Genomic DNA, 16,890 nt, shown 5'->3' with positions numbered 1-16,890 from the left:
ATTTCCTGAAAATTAAAATCGCACAAAAGTACATTTTTACAACCGCTAAAAAAAAGAAACCCGCTGACCTAGTGGTATTTTATGAATAATTTATCAGGCGAAGCAGTAAATTTCCTTGAAAACTCGCCACCCCTAGACTATCTTTGTATAAAAAAGTATGCGTTCTTTCTTCGCTCGTTACAAACTCTTTGGAATAGTACTTTTATGCCTATCCATAGTAATTATCTATCTTTTTTATAATGCCTTACAGCCCGTAAAACTTTTACCGGTGTATTCGCCTGCAATGGTAAATTCTGAATTGGTAGCCGATGAAATTCAACACGTTAGAAAGTACCATACCATTGCCGATTTTTCTTTGACCAACCAAAATGGGGAAACCATAACTCAAGATAATTACAAGGACAAAGTCTATGTTGCCGATTTCTTTTTCACTACCTGTCCCACTATTTGCCCTATTATGACAAAAAATATGGTCGGTCTACAAAAAGCCCTTGGAAATGATTCTGATGTTATGCTATTATCACATTCGGTAACTCCCGAAATTGATTCGGTTGCCCAATTAAAAAAATACGCTATTGAAAAAGGCGTTGATGATGGCAACTGGAATTTGGTAACGGGACCCAAAAAAGAAATCTATGAACTGGCCCGTAAATCGTATTTAGCAGTAAAGACGGATGGAGACGGCGGACCGTTTGATATGATCCATACAGAAAACTTTATTTTAGTAGATAAAGATAGACGTATTCGGGGTTTTTATGATGGCACAAAAAAAGAGGATATGGATAAAATTTTAGCCGATATTGAAATTCTTAAAAAATCTTACGAAAAATAAAAGCCCCCAATACAATTTGTAAAGGGGACTTTTTAAATTCTATAGCATTAGCATTTATTTACATTCTTCTGAATAAGCTTTTGCAATTTTTATCTGATCTTCTAGTGTAGATGCAAATTCACCATCTTCTATACGTTTTGCAAGTGTTGGACAACTAGCAAAATATTCTGCATTGGCTGTTTCCGCCTTTTTTTGACCCTCTATACCAAAGTAATAAGTATCCAAATCGGTTAGATCTTTAAACAATTTTATACCCTCCCCTAGGTATACGCGCTCCATAAAAATGTTATTGTTTAAATTAAAACCGGTAAGACCGGCATCACCAACCTTTAACAATCCTTTTTTAGGGTTTACAGGCTCAAAAACTCTTTCTTCGATAACAATTTCTTGCACCTCTTTGCATTTTAATGAAGCATTTTTGATTTTACCTTTTTCATTTACATAAGTAACCGTAACTCTTTTTGCAGTAGTATCACCACTTATATCAACGATATTGCCTTCTTCTTGCTCTTTAGGTGAAAAACGCATTGAAATTTTACCTTCCATTTTTTCACCTCCATTTTTAACAACATAACCCGGTGCTTTCGTAATATTGTTTGCCTCTGCCGCTTTATTACTGGCGATTGTAGCCAAAATTGGATCAGGAGTATAGCCTTCTGAGTAGATACGTTCACCGCTATTCTCATCATAATTTAAGGTGTAGGCTTCATAATGCTTGTTATATGCATTTCTTTTTCCTTTTGTTACCCACTTCTTTTCTTCTGTTTCCAAAGCCATTTTCATGTACTTTGATGCCCCTTCAAAATCTTCTTGCATTAAAGCTACATTATAAAGGTTTATCAATAATCCCCATCCTACTTTTTTACCGGACTTGCTTGATAGGTCATAGTTGGCTAATTTATCTTCCCAATAGGTTCTGAACGATTGTAATTGTTCTTTACCTGCTCTTAACTGATCAATATTCGTAAAGGCAGCAGACATTTCTTTAAAAGCCATCACCTTTGCTTTGGTCTCATCTTCTAATCCCTCGGTTTTTTTATCTTTTATATAGTAGAACTTTTCGAATTCGGCATTTGCCCTAATATCATAATCGTTATACAGTATCGGCACCAATTTTTTAGTCAAAAAATTATCGCCAAGGCTCTCTTTTAGATATTCTTGCACCAAATACGGTGTTCCTTTAGCTTGATCATTATCATTGGTTACCAAGTACTTTTCTTCTTCATCGAATTTAAAGGTAATAACCTCAGGAATGACTTTACCTTGAGAATCTGCGGTAGGGAGAATGGGTATGCTATTGTAATGAACACTTTCTCCGTTATACATGGTAAGAACATTTATGTCTGCACTTTTCTTTGGAACAATAGAAACAGTATAAGTTTCATTTGCCTTACTACGTGCAATGGTTAAATCTAAATCCTTAACGGTTAATCCGCTTAAGGCAAATAGAAAATCTGGCGTACCGGTATCTGACGAAAACCTTGTAAAGTCTTGAAACTGCAATGCATTTTTATACTCCTCTTCCGTAAAAGGTAAAACGGCGTTAGTCCTGTTTGCAAAAGCGCCCATATATGTAATATCATTTTTGGGAACTGGTTTTTTTGCATAACTAGGTACAGCCACTTTAATAATCTTGCTTTTGGTTGATTGAGCAAAAATGGACACCGTTCCAAAAAGGAACAACACTAGTAATGGTTTTTTCATAATGGTTTGTTTATATAATTAATTTAGTTGATTACTCTTTTTCTAGTATTATGAATTTCTAGATAGTTTGCGCTATAACTTTCATTGAAACCCATAGTAGAATCGAACAGTAACGATTGATTTTCTTTTCGACGCATTGCCTTACCCAACTGCTCATTGACCATCATTGTAAACCTAGCTTTATCTGTATAGGTAAGTGCCAAATTATAATGATAGTGCACCTTGCCAAAATCTTCGCGTAGTGTGTATAGACTTGCTAAATTGGCATGAACATAAAAACGATATGATTCGTGGTTTTTATAGTCATCAGAAGATCTTAAATCTATAAAAATGGTGGTCAATTCCTCCAGCTCTTTATTAAAGGCATCACGGTTTAAGATATCCTTGTCTAGATTTTCTAGTTTTTTGATTCTTTTTTCAATGACCTTTATTTCTTCTCCGGTAATTAATTTCTTTGATTTTGAAATTCCGTAAAACTTGATGAAATCTTGGGTAAAACTTAAATCAACCAAATCTTTAGAAAACTGGTGAAAGGAAGATATGATTGCCGGTAACACTTGATCGTTTAAGGTCAAAGCTAATTCGTTAGCTTTATTGGTAGCTATGATATGAACATCTTCTCCCGATAATTCAGATGTAAAAGTGCTGATTGTTTCATTATAGTGTAACGTATCGCTAACTATTATATCATTTTTATGTAAAACCGATAAACGAACCTGGTAGGCAGTATTTATAGTATAGACACCGTTTTCACCCGTATACTCATGATACAGCTCTACATCATCCATTTCCATTTTTAATAAAAACCCATTCTCGAAAGGAATTTCAGGTTTATGATATTTACTAAAAGCAAATAGCTTTGGAACCAACGGATTGTTAATTGCACTATAACCCGCGTTACGAATCTTTAAATCGCTAAGCCTTAGCTTATCGCCTCTATAATCGTAGGTAATGATCGATCTTTTATTTACACTTGTAGACAAACCATACACTTCACAGCCATTTGGCAAAGGATGGGATGGATAGTTGAATTGCCTTAATTTTAGATAAAAACTATTTGGTTTTTGCCCTGAACATACGCTTGTATAGAGCAGAAAAAATAATATTGAAAACTTCAGTAAATTATTAATGTTGATGGGATTATATAGTTAGTTACTAAAAACTAACGGTAGATTTTAGAATATATTTTAATTCTAAAATGGGGTAAAGTGTAGGTATTGAAAACTAGCCTACAACGTGCAAATTAGGAGTTAATTATTCTAAAAAGTATATGGGATAATATTTTTTCCATTACTTTTGCCTTACTTATAATGAATCTAAATAAAGTTTGGAAACTACCGTCGCACATTTAAAGAGAGGTCAAAAAGGAATCATAAAAGAATTTACTCAAGACCTATTGCCGATCAAGCTTCTTGAAATGGGTTGTTTACCAGGTAATGAAGTAGAATTGGTTCAGGTAGCTCCGTTAAAAGATCCTATTTACATCAACGTAAATGGTTCACATATTGCCATTAGAAGAGATATGGCTATTCATATAGCACTTGAAATTATAGAAGACAATGCGGTTATATGAGCAAACAAATCAATGTAGCCCTAATAGGCAACCCTAACACCGGTAAAACATCGGTATTCAATCAACTTACAGGATTAAATCAAAAAGTAGGTAATTACCCGGGCATTACCGTTGAAAAAAAAGAAGGTATTTGCAAGTTGCCCCGTGGTGTAAAAGCCCATATTTTAGATTTACCGGGTACCTACAGTTTAAACACCACTTCTTTAGACGAGAGTGTTGCCGTAGAACTGTTGCTCAATAAAAATGACAAAGACCATCCAGATGTTGCCATTGTAGTATCTGATGTAGAAAACCTAAAAAGAAACCTACTTCTTTTTACCCAGATTAAAGATTTAAAGATCCCCACCATTTTGGTCATCAACATGGCCGATCGTATGGATCGTAAAGGAATTACCATAGACATAGATCTGTTAGAGCAAAAACTGAATTCTAAAATTGCTCTGGTAAGTACAAGAAAGGAAACCGGTATTGACAGATTAAAAGAGTTAATTGCCGATTACAAAAACCTAAAGAAGACACAAAACTTAGATATATCTATAATTGCCCCAGATTATTTTGAACAGCTTAAAGAGGCTTTTCCAAAAGAAGATATTTATAAACTATGGTTGGTCATTACCCAAGATGTCAACTTTATGCCATTGAAGAAAACGCTTTTTAAAGACACTTCTTCATTTAGCACCAAATCTAAATCTGAGCTTAAGCGTTTACAGCAAAAAGAAACCATTTTACGCTATCAGTTTATCAATGGTATATTAAAAGAAACATACAAAGTTGATGTAAATGCTGCTAAAGGATTTAGGGCTACTTTAGATAAAGTTCTAACCCATAAAGTATTTGGCTACGCGATTTTCTTTTTAATACTGCTAATGATCTTTCAGGCCATTTACGGTTGGAGCGAATACCCAATGGATATGATCGATGGCTTTTTTGCCTCTGCTACAGAGTGGGTAAAAAACACGTTGCCGCCAGGCGTATTTACCAATCTTATAGCTGAAGGTATTTTGGCAGGTATTGGCGGTATAGTCATATTTATACCACAAATAGCATTCTTATTCTTATTTATAGCCCTGTTGGAAGAAACCGGCTATATGAGCAGGGTGGTGTTTTTAATGGACAGGATTATGCGCCCGTTTGGGTTAAGCGGTAAAAGTGTAGTTCCGCTAATATCAGGTACAGCTTGTGCCATTCCGGCCGTAATGGCGACCAGAACTATAGAAAACTGGAAAGAAAGATTAATTACTATTCTAGTAACACCTTTTACAACGTGTTCAGCAAGGCTACCAGTTTACCTCATCATTATTGCTTTGGTTATACCTGAAGGCAGTTTTTTAGGATTAAGCTACAAAGCCTTAACACTAATGCTTTTGTATTTAATGGGCTTTGGAGCGGCAATACTATCTGCCATGATCCTAAATAAAATACTACAAATAAAAAGTAGGTCTTTCTTTGTGGTAGAAATGCCCAATTATAAATTGCCGCTAGTGAAGAACGTTGCTTATACCGTACTAGAAAAGACAAAAAGTTTTGTCTTTGGTGCTGGTAAAATTATTTTGGCAATCTCTATTGTTCTTTGGTTTTTAGGCTCCAACGGATTCTCTTATGAATTCAAAAATGCCGAAACAATAGTAGCTCAAAGAATTGAAGAAAAAGGATATAGCGCCAACAGTGAGGTTTATTTTGAAAACCAATTAGAAGAACAAGAAAGCACGCTTACAAACCAAGAAGAGGCTTTACAACAGCAAGAGCTACAAGAAAGAGCTCTTAGCCAAGAGATTGCCAGTTACAAATTGGAACATTCTTATATGGGCTATATGGGTAAAGCAATAGAGCCAATAGTAAGACCTTTAGGTTATGATTGGAAAATTGGTATAGCCGTACTGACCTCTTTCGCCGCTAGAGAAGTTTTTGTAGGTACATTGGCTACCATTTATAGCGTTGGTAATGATGAAGAAGAGACCATAAAAAATAGAATGGAAGCAGAGGTTGACCCCAAAACCAAAAAACCGATTTTTAATTTGGCTTCCGGTATTTCGTTATTATTATTTTATGCATTCGCCATGCAATGTATGAGTACCTTGGCGGTCGTAAAAAGAGAGACCAATTCATGGAAATGGCCTACCGGTCAGCTAGTATTCATGAGTCTTTTTGCTTATATTGTAGCATTAATAGCATATCAAATATTAAAATAGAATGGATGCTATACAACACATATTGGTTTACATAACTCTAACTATTTCGGTGGGATATTTGGTAAATAAATTCCTGATTCCCAAGTCCCTTTGGTCAAACAAAAAGAGTACCTCTAAAGCTTGTGGCCAAAATGATTGTGGCTGTCATTAAATTCCGTTTCTAAGTTAAAAAAGATGTAAAAGACTCATAACAGTTTCTAAAACTGTAACGTTTCTTGGTTTTGTTCGTTTAGATTGCGAAAGACTAATCTAATACCATGAGCACTAAACCATTTCTCATTACATTTTTTACAGTTTTAATTTTCAATGTATTACCAATTAGCGCACAAAATTTAAGTGCTTTTGTGTTGGATAGTATTACACAGCAACCAATACCCTATGCCACGGTTCAACTAAAAGAAAAAGGGGTCATTACCAATGAAGACGGAAATTTCAATTTTATATTGAATGAAACTATACAACCTTCAGATTCACTTATAATATCTTCCATGGGCTATGAAACCTTGTCTAAGCCCATTTCTGAATTTAACAGCACCAAAATATTACTGGTACCAAAAGCTATTGAACTAAGAGAGGTAATAGTATCCAACAAAAATTATTCAGCAGAAGAAATTATGGATTTTGTAGTTGATAATTTGGATAAAAACTACAACTACGACCTAGCCAAAAAGAGATTGTTTCATAGATCCTCACATTTTGATAGATGGATAAAAAGTGACTTTAAAGTAAAGAAATCATCCATAGATATACTGAACCAGAAATTTTTAGATAGCGTCATAACTACAGTACCTAAAGATAATAGCTATTATTCTGAAATCGTAGGGGACCTATATGGCAACCCAAGCAAAGAACTATTGAAATTAAATCTATTAAAAGCTTCTAAACTTTTTGATAAAAGTAAGGAACTGGACGCCGAAAAACTCGAAGAAAAATTCAATGAAATACTTCGTGATAATGTAATAGAAGGGTCTTACTTTAAAATAAAATCTGGATTGTTCGGTACTAAAATAGACGCCGAAGAGGTTAGTGAATTTTTAGAAGAAGATGTTGATTCTACCGATGTGGCCGCTGCAAATGAACAGTTAGAGAAAAAGAAAAAAGACAAAGAGGAACAACAGAAAAATTATGCCAACTGGAAAAAAAATCAACTGAACAACATATTCAATAACATACCTACACAAGAGGATAATGATTTAAACTTTATTCTAAAATCTAGAAAATACGATTATACCTTACAAGAATTTACCTATTTAGGCAATGATGCCGTTTATGTAATTACGTTCACGCCAGACGGATCGGCAGATTTTGAAGGTACCCTATATATCAATGCCGATGATTTTGCCGTATTACAAGTAGACTATAGTAATGTTAAGCCGGTAAAAAAGTTCAAGCTTTTGGGCATATCAACAAATACCTATTTATCTAAAGGAAAAATTATATATCAAAAAGGTACAGATGGTAAATACGGATTACGTTATTACGAATCTGAAGTTGGTGAACGTATAGGAGTGAGAAGACCGTTAAAAATCATTGAAAAAAACAAGATCGTAAAAGGCAAGAATAAGCAAAATGAATTATCTGGAGATATGGATTTTGTTTTTATAAACGTAGCAAAAAATGAATTGATCGTATTTGAATCTGAAAAAATAGCCCAGGGCACTTTCGATGATTTTACAGAAAACAATGCCGTATCACCTACATATATGCCTTCATACGACCCCACATTTTGGGAAGGATATGCCATAATGGAACCCAATACGGCAATTAAAGAATTTAAATCAACTTCAATTGAGTAATTAAATATAGTTTTTAATAAAACTATAGAGTAAAAGACCCCAACCAACAACCAGAAAGAGTCCGCCAAGCGGAGTCACAGGTCCTAACAGCTTTATTTTATTTCCTTTGGATGCAGATATGCACAGACCGTAAATACTAAACGAGAAAAGTACAGTACCAATAATAAAACAATAGATGATAGCTTTTTCTAAACCAGTTTCTAGGTTAAGGTTAAAGCTCAACATCAATATCAAAAGTGCATGGTACATTTGGTATTTTACTCCCGTTTCAAAACTATTAAGCTGATCTGTTGTAAACGTTTTCTTTAACAAATGGGCACCAAAGGCCCCGAAAACCACCGCTAACAATCCTAATAAAGCTCCAACTAATTGTGCTACAAGTACCATGAATGAATTTTAATATCAAAGATACTATCAACCGTGCTAATCTAAGAATTACTGTAACCTAATATTCATTTCCATGTTAGAATTGATTGTAAAGGCGCACTCATTGTATTTAGGCGGTCCAAACATTTTCATTTTGCCTTTCGAAAAAGCAATCTGTTCTTTAGGTATACCTAACATATTGGTATCTAAATTATTATTACCATTAGCGTCGTGAAAAATAGCAATGGCATACTCCCCTTCCGGCAAATCGGTGATATCAAAAACGGTCTTTCCTTTCACCGCTTTTTCTGAGCCAGATTTGTATACTTTATCAAACTTTAAAAATGAACCTTCATCAGTATAAACGGCAAAACAGATATTGCCTTCTTCAGAGGCAACTCCGTCAATATTTAAACTTAAACTATGTTGGGCAAAAACACCTGTAGACATGAATCCTAAAACAAATAGAACCAATAAATTTTTAATTATCATGCTATGTTATTTTACAATCAAAATTAGTTTCAATAGTTGTACCAAACATTCTTATAATTGGACCTAAATATAAAATTTCAAAGCAACTTTAATTCGGTGTACTTAACATACCTGTACTATTACTAAGTTTCTGAAATAATTGAAAAGTTTCAACGGAATCCTTTAGGTTAAAGTATACATAAGTAGAATCTTTATATACCAACTTTACTTTATGTTGGTTAATATTATCTACAAAAACATGAACCTTTTTATCCGTCAAAGAATCTTTAAATTCCCTAAATACACCTTTCTCTTTATCTAATGCCGAGAAACCGTGCAAACGTTCCATTGGTGGTATTCGTTCTACAAATACCACACTATCCAATTCATTTAATGGAATTTCAACATTATAAAATCCTGAGCGAAGAGCTAGGCTATTATCGCCATTACTTACCCAATTTTTGACATGAAGTATTAGTATGCCCGAACAACAAATTATCGTTGTAATCAATATAATTGTCCAGACCCAATTTTTCTTAGTAAAATGCATAGAGAAACCAAAGTATCAAGTTAACAATACTATTGCCTTAAACGGTAAAATCCGTATTAAATTATTACCCTAACCCAACATCTAATGTCATCATGATAATAAAACCACCTATGAAGCCCATGGTAGCAATATCGGTATACTTATCTTGTTGTGTTTCAGGTATCACCTCTTCAACAACAACGAATATCATAGCGCCGGCTGCAAAAGAAAGTGCATAAGGCAAAATAGGCTGAAAAGTAAGGACCGCCCAAGCCCCCAATACCGCAGCGACGGGTTCTACCAGTGCAGAAGCTTGCCCAAACATAAAACTTTTGGTTCTACTAAGCCCATGCCTACGTAACGGCATGGCAACGGCAAAACCTTCTGGAAAATTTTGAAGTCCGATACCCAATGCCAAAGCAACGGCACCACCAATAGAAGCGCCATCAAAACCAGCGGCAACACCACCAAACAGGACACCTACCGCTAAACCTTCCGGTATGTTATGAAGTGTAATTGCCAAGGTCAACAAGGTCGTTCTACGCCAAGGTGTTTTTACACCCTCAGCTTCCGTTTCCTTAAAATTTATATGTAAATGGGGTAACACCTTATCCAATCCAAAAATAAACAAGGCTCCCAGCAAAAAGCCAACTCCTGCCGGTATTACCTTTACAAACCCCTCACCCGGACTCATTTCTATACCCGGTGCCAAAAGACTCCAAAAACTTGCGGCTACCATTACTCCGCCGGTAAAACCCAACATACCGTCTAAAACAGCACGGTTCATTGTTTTAAATAGAAAAACCAAAGCGGCACCCGCAGCTGTAAGTCCCCATGTAAATAATGTGGCATAGAATGCAGCCAATACGGGGTCAATTGATTCAAAATACGCTATAATGTCATCCATAATTTAAATAATTAGTATGCTACTCTTCATCTACGATCTCCAAAAATAAATTTGTTGCAATCTGTTTTGATATCCTTATAGAACCTGATCTAGTAGAGATGGTAACGGAACCATCAAACTCTTCAATTTCCAATATTTTAAAAGTATCGCCCAAAGCAATGTTATTCTTATCCAAAAACTTTAAAAATGCAGCAGAAGAATCGTTGACCCCTACACACACTCCTTGGCTACCCACCGGCAGTTCACTGATCAATTTCTTAACAGATTTTGTAAACACCCCATCTTTATTGGGTATTGGATCTCCATGCGGATCCACTTTCGGGTATCCTAAATGGGCGTCTAGTTTATCAATTAAAGCATCACTTTTTATATGCTCAAGTTGTTCTGCCACTACATGAACCTCATCCCAAGAGAAATTAAGTTTATCAACTAAAAATACCTCCCAAAGTCTATGCTTTCTAATAATGGAGAGCGCCACCAACCTACCTTTTTCAGATAGTGAAACACCTTGGTACTTTTTATAGTTCACTAAAGATTTCTCAGCTAATTTTTTCACCATATCAGTAACCGAAGACGGCTTAGTCTTCATCTGTTCTGCAATAGCATTGGTTGCAACAGATTTACTGTTGAAATCACTTAAGTGATAAATAGCTTTTATGTAATCTTCTTCTGATAATGTCATTTCAAAAACAATATTAATACAAAAATACATTTTTATATATAAAAACAATTATTTAGTTTTGTCTAAAACTTATTTTAGATGCATAAAATATTATTTTTTGCTTGCTCTATTTTGACTTCTATGACCGTGAAAGCTCAAAATTTTACCATATCTGGAACCATATCATCAAACAGTTCGCCGGAAGCCTATGTGAATATTTATTTGAAAGGCACTCAGCTTGGTGCTGCATCAGACGAAAATGGTAGATATGAGCTAAAAAATGTTCCTGCAGGTAAGTACACAATTATTGCTTCTAACATAGGTTTTGAACAGTTTAGAAAATCAATTTCCATTTCAAAAGGTGAAGATCAAGTAGTAAATATCAACCTAAAGCCCTCAACCGAATCCCTTGATGAAATGGTAGTAACAGGCACTTTAAAACCGGTAAGCAGATTGGAGAGCCCGGTACCTGTAGAGGTCTATACACCTACTTTTTTCAAGAAAAACCCAACTCCCAGTATTTTTGAAGCGCTACAAAATGTAAATGGTGTACGACCACAAATAAATTGTAATGTGTGCAATACTGGCGATATTCATATTAACGGACTTGAAGGACCGTACACTTTGGTTCTTATAGACGGAATGCCCATTGTTAGCGGACTTGGAACCGTGTATGGATTATCTGGAATTCCTAATTCACTTATAGAACAAATTGAAGTCGTTAAAGGCCCTGCTTCTACCTTATATGGAAGTGAAGCTGTTGGCGGACTCATAAATATTATTACCAAGAACAATTTATCGGCACCCGATTTTTTTGTCGATAGTTTTGTAACCGATTGGGGGGAATTCAACCTCGATATTGGCACAAAATTCAATGTAGGTAAAAAAGCCAACGTTCTATTGGGCGCAAACTATTTTAAGTATGACAACCCTATAGATAATAATGGGGACAATTTTACCGACCTCACGCTACAAAATCGTATATCGGTGTTTCAAAAATGGAATTTTGAAAGAAAAGATGCTAGAATTTTTTCTTTGGCAAGTAGATTTTTTTATGAAGACAGATGGGGAGGAGAAATGCAATGGACTCCAGAATTTAGAGGCGGAGATGAAATTTATGGCGAGAGTATTTACACCCGAAGATGGGAAATTTTAGGAAAGTACCAATTACCGGTAGCGGAACAAATGATGCTTTCTTTTTCTTATAATGACCACAACCAAAACTCGGTCTATGGCGATGTACCCTACTTAGCAGATCAGCGCATTGGTTTTACACAATTGACATGGGACAAAACTATGGGTAAACATAGCCTTTTAGCAGGTACGGCTTTGCGTTACAATTATTACGACGATGATACTCCGGCCACATCGAATTTAGAGGGCAATGAACCTGATGAAGTAATTATACCTAGCCTTTTTTTACAGGATGAGATTATGTTCAACAATAAACATTCGTTACTTCTAGGGGGCAGATATGATTATGATAGCCGCCACGGTAATATTTTTACACCTAGGGCAGCTTATAGATTTAAGTTTACCGATAACGACATTATACGTCTTAATGCCGGTACCGGATTTAGGGTAGTTAACCTGTTCACAGAAGATCACGCAGCATTGACCGGATCAAGAGACGTTATTATTGCTGAAGAATTAGAGCCAGAAGAGTCATTTAATGTTAATCTTAACTTTCTAAAGAAGATTTATAGTGACAATGGCACCTTTATTAGTCTAGACGCTTCGGCATTTTATACGTATTTTCAAAACGTAATAATACCCGATTATGACACCAACCCCAATCAGATTATATATGATAATTTAGATGGAAAATCCATTTCTAAGGGAATAAGCGCAAATATTGATATTTCTATGTTTAACGGGTTCCAATTTATGCTTGGTGGAACTTTGCAAGAAGTAAGCAATACCGAAAACGGGGTTACGCAACGCCAGGTCTTAACAGAAAGTTATTCTGCCAATTGGAGCGTGGGTTACCATATTCGACCGTGGAGTTTAAAAATAGATTACACCGGTAATTTATACGGCCCTATGCGATTGCCCACCTTGGGGGAAACTGACCCTAGACGAGATTTTTCGCAAGCATGGAGTATTCAAAACATTCAATTTTCATATAGCGGCATACAGAATTTTGAAATTTATGGAGGGGTTAAAAATTTATTGGACTGGACACCTAACCGTGGTAACCCCTTTATCATTGCCCGCGCCAACGATCCATTCGACAAAGAAGTAACCTTTGACGCAAATGGCAATGCCGTCGCAACACCTAACAATCCAAATGCATTAACTTTTGACCCTTCTTATGTATATGGACCAAACCAAGGCATACGATCATTTTTTGGAGTGCGTTATACTTTAAATTAAACATTAAAGACACAGGCTATTTTGTATTTTTGATATTCTAGACCTTAAATAAAAAATGAGGACTACCTAGTAAATACATGAACGATTACGATTATATCCTCATTGGCGCAGGCGCATCTGGTTTATTACTGACAGATGCTATGATTACTGATTCGTTTTTTAAGAGCAAAAGAATTTTACTACTAGATAAAGCTCCAAAAAATAACAATGATAGAACATGGTGTTTCTGGGAAAAAAGTAACGGTCAATTTGAAGAGATAATCCACAAAAAATGGGATTCCATTCATTTTCAAGGAGAAAATATTACCAAAAGAACCAAAATAGCACCCTATTCCTATAAGATGATAAGAGGCATAGACTTCTATAATCATTATTTGCAAAAGGTAAATACTTCCCATAACATAACATTCATACAGGAAGCCGTAATAGAAATCGAGGAAACGGATAAAGAGGTCATGGTAAAGACCGAGAATAACACGTATTCTGGTAAGTACGTATTCAATAGTCTTTTCGACTATAAAATGACCATACAGCAAACAAAATATCCGGTATTGCAGCAACATTTTGTAGGTTGGGTTATACAGACCGATAAGCCTGTTTTCAATACCGAAGAAGTCACATATATGGATTTTTCCATTCCTCAAAAAGGAAATACCAGATTTATGTATGTACTACCCTATTCCAACAATACCGCATTAATTGAATACACTTTATTTTCAGAAAAGTTATTACCAAAAGACGAGTATGAGGAAGCTATAAAAGAGTACATATCAGTACGCTATAAATGCACTGCGTACGAAATTTTAGAAAAAGAATCGGGTTCTATACCCATGACCGCGTATGATTTCAGAGAGCACCATACAAACAGAATACGTTACATAGGTACAGCAGGTGGTTGGGCAAAACCAAGTACAGGTTATACTTTTATGAGTACAGCAAATAAAATACCTAAACTGATTGATTTCATTAAGCAAGGAAGTCCCCTAAAAAAATTGAACCTAAAAGGTAAATTCTGGTTTTATGACATGCTGTTTTTAGATGTATTACAACATGATAATGCAAATGGGTATCGCATATTCGAATCTATCTTTGCTTCATTACCACCACAAAAGGTTTTTAAATTTTTAGATGAAAAAACAAACCTAAGAGAAGACATTGTATATATAAACGCTTGCCCCAAAACACCGTTTATCAAGGCATTGATCAAACGAATTTTCTAGACCGTTCTGTTCATTAGGTTTTCGCCAAATTGCCTCAACAAATCTTTATTTTCTTGTTCTATGTCAATGCCTTCAAGAACATCAAAAGCCTTAGCCGTATAATCGGCAATAGCGCTTTTTGTGGCTTGATCCGCTTTGGTCTTTTCAAAAATAGAGCGCACAGCATTGATTTTCGCATCCGCTTCTTTGGGGTGAATGGAATATAAGTGCTCTAATTCCTTTGAAATTACCTCTGATCCAGAATTCAGAGCTTTAAGGTATAAATAGGTTTTTTTATTCTCTATAATATCTCCTCCTACTTGTTTACCAAAGGTTTCAGGGTCTCCGAAAACATCTAAATAATCGTCTTGTAATTGAAATGCGATACCAAGATTCAATCCGAAATTATACATCTGTTCTTGAGCTTCATCTGAAGCACCTGCAACTATTGCGCCCATTTTCAAGGCGGCAGCAACTAAAACAGCAGTCTTGTATTCGATCATTTTAAGATACTCGGGCAACATTACATCGTCCCTAGTTTCAAAATCGACATCATATTGCTGGCCTTCACAAACCTCTAACGCAGTTTTACTGAATAATTTAGCCAAGTCTCTAAAGACATTAGGCTCATAATTTTCAAATAGCTGATAGGCCATGATCAACATTGCGTCACCAGAGAGAATACCTGTATTTACATCCCATTTTTCATGAACCGTGGTCTTACCTCTACGTACAGGAGCATCATCCATAATATCATCATGAACTAGAGAAAAATTATGAAAAACCTCAACAGCAACGGCGGCATCCAAAGCTTTTCTGAAATCGGTTTTAAAAATTTCGGCAGTCATTAAAACCAATACAGGCCGTAACCTTTTACCGCCCAGACCTAGAATATATGTAATTGGCTCATATAAGTTTCTAGGCTCTTTAGTAATCTTCATTGAGTCTAAATACGTAATAAACTCATCTCGATATTCACTGATAGTGTGCATTCTTAGCAATTTTGTACAAAAATAGAACAAATATGGCTGAATGAAGCCGCTTTTCAATTGAGAAGAAATAAAACTTTAAAGGAGATTTATAACCGGAAAAAAAAATTACAGTATAAACTATTACCTTTACAAAGAAGCTCTCTTAATAAGTCTTGAAGGCATGATCACCTTTGTAACACCATCACTTTTTAAATGTCGAGCAGCTCTTTTTGCCATTTCGTTAAAATCGGTGGAAATTGTAGTAATACCGCCAAAAACAATTTCCTTGGAAACGTTATCGTTTTGGGAAAGAATACCAATATCCTCACCAATTTTATATTTTTTCCTTACCGCATCCCTTAAAATTTGCCAAAGTATCGTATCGCCTAAAGCAAAATATAAATTACCCTTGTTAGCCGATCCTATGGTGTAGTTATTTTTAATGGCACCTTTGATATCGTACTCGGTTATGAATTTTTGAAATGCATTTTTAATAGAAATAGGGGAAAAATCACTCTCTTCATTGAAGTATAATATAATCTTCTTGTACTTTTTAATTTCAGGTAGTAATCTTACTAAAGAGGTATATATAACTTCTTCAAATTCTTGCGAAATATAGGAGTAAGACGCTCCTAAATCTAAATACCGATCAACCAATAACAACTTTTTGGGCTCTATGCCTTTAAGCAATGATTCCACCTTTTCATTTTGTATGGGAGCAATAACATACATTCCATATTTTCCATTAATATTAGAAATTATAGTTTCAAAAACGGTGAGATTATTATGATGAAAAAAAACATCGATCTGAAACCGCTTACCCATTTCTTTGCGAAAAGTTTTATAGAATTCTTCTTGATAACTTTGAAAGGCAAACAACAGCAAAGCCATTCTTTTCGTAATATTCGTAGCCTGGCTAATTACAAAATAGCCCTTTAACTGTCTTGATTCTATTAAGCCTCTATTCTTAAGTTCTTCATAGGCTTTAAAGATGGTTTTTCTAGCATAACCAATCTCTTCAACCATAGTGTTTATAGAAGGTAATTGATCACCAACCGTTAAATTTCCATCTTCAATAGATTCAATTACTCCTTGAACTAATTGCTCATGTTTTGTAAGGTTATTATTGTGGGTTAGGTTTAGAATTTTACTAATAACCGGCATAAATTATAAATGAAATTTGCAGCCGTCAATATACAATTTAAAAGAATACTTCAAAATTTCACTTCTTAATTTGAAGTGAAATCCGTTTATTTTTTTAACACAAAACTAACCGCCAAAAGATTTCAGCACCTATAAATTATTCCAACTAGGGA

The 16,890-nt window shown here is 35.0% G+C and carries 15 protein-coding genes; 6 read left to right on the top strand and 9 right to left on the bottom strand.

What is annotated here, in order from left to right; translation table 11 throughout:
* The first annotated feature begins 157 nt into the window (after positions 1–157).
* Positions 158–832 (top strand): SCO family protein, encoded by a 675-nt coding sequence (locus EXIGUO8A_RS08465; protein WP_159302776.1) that lies wholly within the window; start codon positions 158–160, stop codon positions 830–832.
* A 54-nt stretch (positions 833–886) separates the two neighbouring features.
* Here the strand turns inward: EXIGUO8A_RS08465 and EXIGUO8A_RS08460 are convergent, their stop codons facing one another.
* On the bottom strand, positions 887–2,536 hold the full coding sequence (locus EXIGUO8A_RS08460) for a hypothetical protein (protein WP_159302775.1): 1,650 nt from the start codon (positions 2,534–2,536) through the stop codon (positions 887–889).
* Between the two features lie 23 nt (positions 2,537–2,559).
* On the bottom strand, positions 2,560–3,546 hold the full coding sequence (locus EXIGUO8A_RS08455; RefSeq protein WP_159302774.1) for a hypothetical protein: 987 nt from the start codon (positions 3,544–3,546) through the stop codon (positions 2,560–2,562).
* 317 nt (positions 3,547–3,863) lie between these two features.
* Between EXIGUO8A_RS08455 and EXIGUO8A_RS08450 the strand changes: the two genes are divergently transcribed.
* From EXIGUO8A_RS08450 to EXIGUO8A_RS08440, 3 genes are all read left to right on the top strand, one after another.
* Complete coding sequence (locus EXIGUO8A_RS08450; protein ID WP_116771871.1) at positions 3,864–4,109, top strand: FeoA family protein; 246 nt, start codon at positions 3,864–3,866, stop codon at positions 4,107–4,109.
* Positions 4,106–6,298, top strand: coding sequence for a ferrous iron transport protein B (gene feoB / locus EXIGUO8A_RS08445; RefSeq protein ID WP_159302773.1), 2,193 nt, complete (start codon positions 4,106–4,108; stop codon positions 6,296–6,298). The genes EXIGUO8A_RS08450 and feoB overlap by 4 nt, the downstream gene beginning before the upstream one ends.
* Positions 6,299–6,555: 257 nt before the next feature.
* Positions 6,556–8,094 (top strand): carboxypeptidase-like regulatory domain-containing protein, encoded by a 1,539-nt coding sequence (locus tag EXIGUO8A_RS08440; protein ID WP_159302772.1) that lies wholly within the window; start codon positions 6,556–6,558, stop codon positions 8,092–8,094.
* Here the strand turns inward: EXIGUO8A_RS08440 and EXIGUO8A_RS08435 are convergent, their stop codons facing one another.
* The 5 genes from EXIGUO8A_RS08435 to EXIGUO8A_RS08415 form a co-directional block, all read right to left on the bottom strand.
* The gene (locus tag EXIGUO8A_RS08435) at positions 8,095–8,481 is read right to left on the bottom strand and encodes a DUF423 domain-containing protein (protein WP_159302771.1); all 387 of its coding nucleotides are present in this window, start codon (positions 8,479–8,481) and stop codon (positions 8,095–8,097) included. It abuts the gene before it with no gap.
* A gap of 48 nt (positions 8,482–8,529) precedes the next feature.
* Positions 8,530–8,952, bottom strand: a complete 423-nt coding sequence (locus EXIGUO8A_RS08430) for a DUF2141 domain-containing protein (protein WP_159302770.1) — start codon at positions 8,950–8,952, stop codon at positions 8,530–8,532.
* Between the two features lie 88 nt (positions 8,953–9,040).
* Positions 9,041–9,442: a hypothetical protein gene (locus EXIGUO8A_RS08425; protein ID WP_159302769.1), complete on the bottom strand. Its 402-nt coding sequence runs from the start codon at positions 9,440–9,442 to the stop codon at positions 9,041–9,043.
* A gap of 103 nt (positions 9,443–9,545) precedes the next feature.
* Entirely contained in the window at positions 9,546–10,367 is an 822-nt protein-coding gene (locus EXIGUO8A_RS08420; RefSeq protein ID WP_159302768.1) for a ZIP family metal transporter, read from the bottom strand.
* A gap of 19 nt (positions 10,368–10,386) precedes the next feature.
* Positions 10,387–11,049, bottom strand: a complete 663-nt coding sequence (locus EXIGUO8A_RS08415; protein ID WP_116771977.1) for a metal-dependent transcriptional regulator — start codon at positions 11,047–11,049, stop codon at positions 10,387–10,389.
* A gap of 78 nt (positions 11,050–11,127) precedes the next feature.
* Here EXIGUO8A_RS08415 and EXIGUO8A_RS08410 point away from each other — a divergent pair, with 78 nt between their 5' ends.
* Entirely contained in the window at positions 11,128–13,404 is a 2,277-nt protein-coding gene (locus EXIGUO8A_RS08410; RefSeq protein ID WP_159302767.1) for a TonB-dependent receptor, read from the top strand.
* A gap of 77 nt (positions 13,405–13,481) precedes the next feature.
* Positions 13,482–14,624: a lycopene cyclase family protein gene (locus tag EXIGUO8A_RS08405; RefSeq protein ID WP_159302766.1), complete on the top strand. Its 1,143-nt coding sequence runs from the start codon at positions 13,482–13,484 to the stop codon at positions 14,622–14,624.
* Here EXIGUO8A_RS08405 and EXIGUO8A_RS08400 read toward each other — a convergent pair.
* Positions 14,621–15,595: a polyprenyl synthetase family protein gene (locus tag EXIGUO8A_RS08400; protein WP_159302765.1), complete on the bottom strand. Its 975-nt coding sequence runs from the start codon at positions 15,593–15,595 to the stop codon at positions 14,621–14,623. The genes EXIGUO8A_RS08405 and EXIGUO8A_RS08400 overlap by 4 nt on opposite strands.
* 126 nt (positions 15,596–15,721) lie before the next feature.
* Positions 15,722–16,738, bottom strand: coding sequence for a GntR family transcriptional regulator (locus EXIGUO8A_RS08395; protein ID WP_159302764.1), 1,017 nt, complete (start codon positions 16,736–16,738; stop codon positions 15,722–15,724).
* Between the last annotated feature and the right edge of the window lie 152 nt (positions 16,739–16,890).

It is taken from the genome of Maribacter litoralis, assembly GCF_902506355.1.
Classification (GTDB): domain Bacteria; phylum Bacteroidota; class Bacteroidia; order Flavobacteriales; family Flavobacteriaceae; genus Maribacter; species Maribacter litoralis.
The sequence above is the reverse complement of the archived record's forward strand: the minus strand, read 5'-3'. Positions and strand labels throughout refer to the sequence as shown.

What these genes read in the sequence shown, in the direction of transcription:
- EXIGUO8A_RS08465 (WP_159302776.1), top strand. Translation starts at nt 158, where the DNA reads ATGCGTTCTTTCTTCGCTCGTTACAAACTCTTTGGAATAGTACTTTTA.
- EXIGUO8A_RS08460 (WP_159302775.1), bottom strand. Translation starts at nt 2,536, where the DNA reads ATGAAAAAACCATTACTAGTGTTGTTCCTTTTTGGAACGGTGTCCATT.
- feoB (WP_159302773.1), top strand. Translation starts at nt 4,106, where the DNA reads ATGAGCAAACAAATCAATGTAGCCCTAATAGGCAACCCTAACACCGGT.
- EXIGUO8A_RS08440 (WP_159302772.1), top strand. Translation starts at nt 6,556, where the DNA reads ATGAGCACTAAACCATTTCTCATTACATTTTTTACAGTTTTAATTTTC.
- EXIGUO8A_RS08435 (WP_159302771.1), bottom strand. Translation starts at nt 8,481, where the DNA reads ATGGTACTTGTAGCACAATTAGTTGGAGCTTTATTAGGATTGTTAGCG.
- EXIGUO8A_RS08430 (WP_159302770.1), bottom strand. Translation starts at nt 8,952, where the DNA reads ATGATAATTAAAAATTTATTGGTTCTATTTGTTTTAGGATTCATGTCT.
- EXIGUO8A_RS08420 (WP_159302768.1), bottom strand. Translation starts at nt 10,367, where the DNA reads ATGGATGACATTATAGCGTATTTTGAATCAATTGACCCCGTATTGGCT.
- EXIGUO8A_RS08415 (WP_116771977.1), bottom strand. Translation starts at nt 11,049, where the DNA reads ATGACATTATCAGAAGAAGATTACATAAAAGCTATTTATCACTTAAGT.
- EXIGUO8A_RS08410 (WP_159302767.1), top strand. Translation starts at nt 11,128, where the DNA reads ATGCATAAAATATTATTTTTTGCTTGCTCTATTTTGACTTCTATGACC.
- EXIGUO8A_RS08405 (WP_159302766.1), top strand. Translation starts at nt 13,482, where the DNA reads ATGAACGATTACGATTATATCCTCATTGGCGCAGGCGCATCTGGTTTA.
- EXIGUO8A_RS08400 (WP_159302765.1), bottom strand. Translation starts at nt 15,595, where the DNA reads ATGCACACTATCAGTGAATATCGAGATGAGTTTATTACGTATTTAGAC.
- EXIGUO8A_RS08395 (WP_159302764.1), bottom strand. Translation starts at nt 16,738, where the DNA reads ATGCCGGTTATTAGTAAAATTCTAAACCTAACCCACAATAATAACCTT.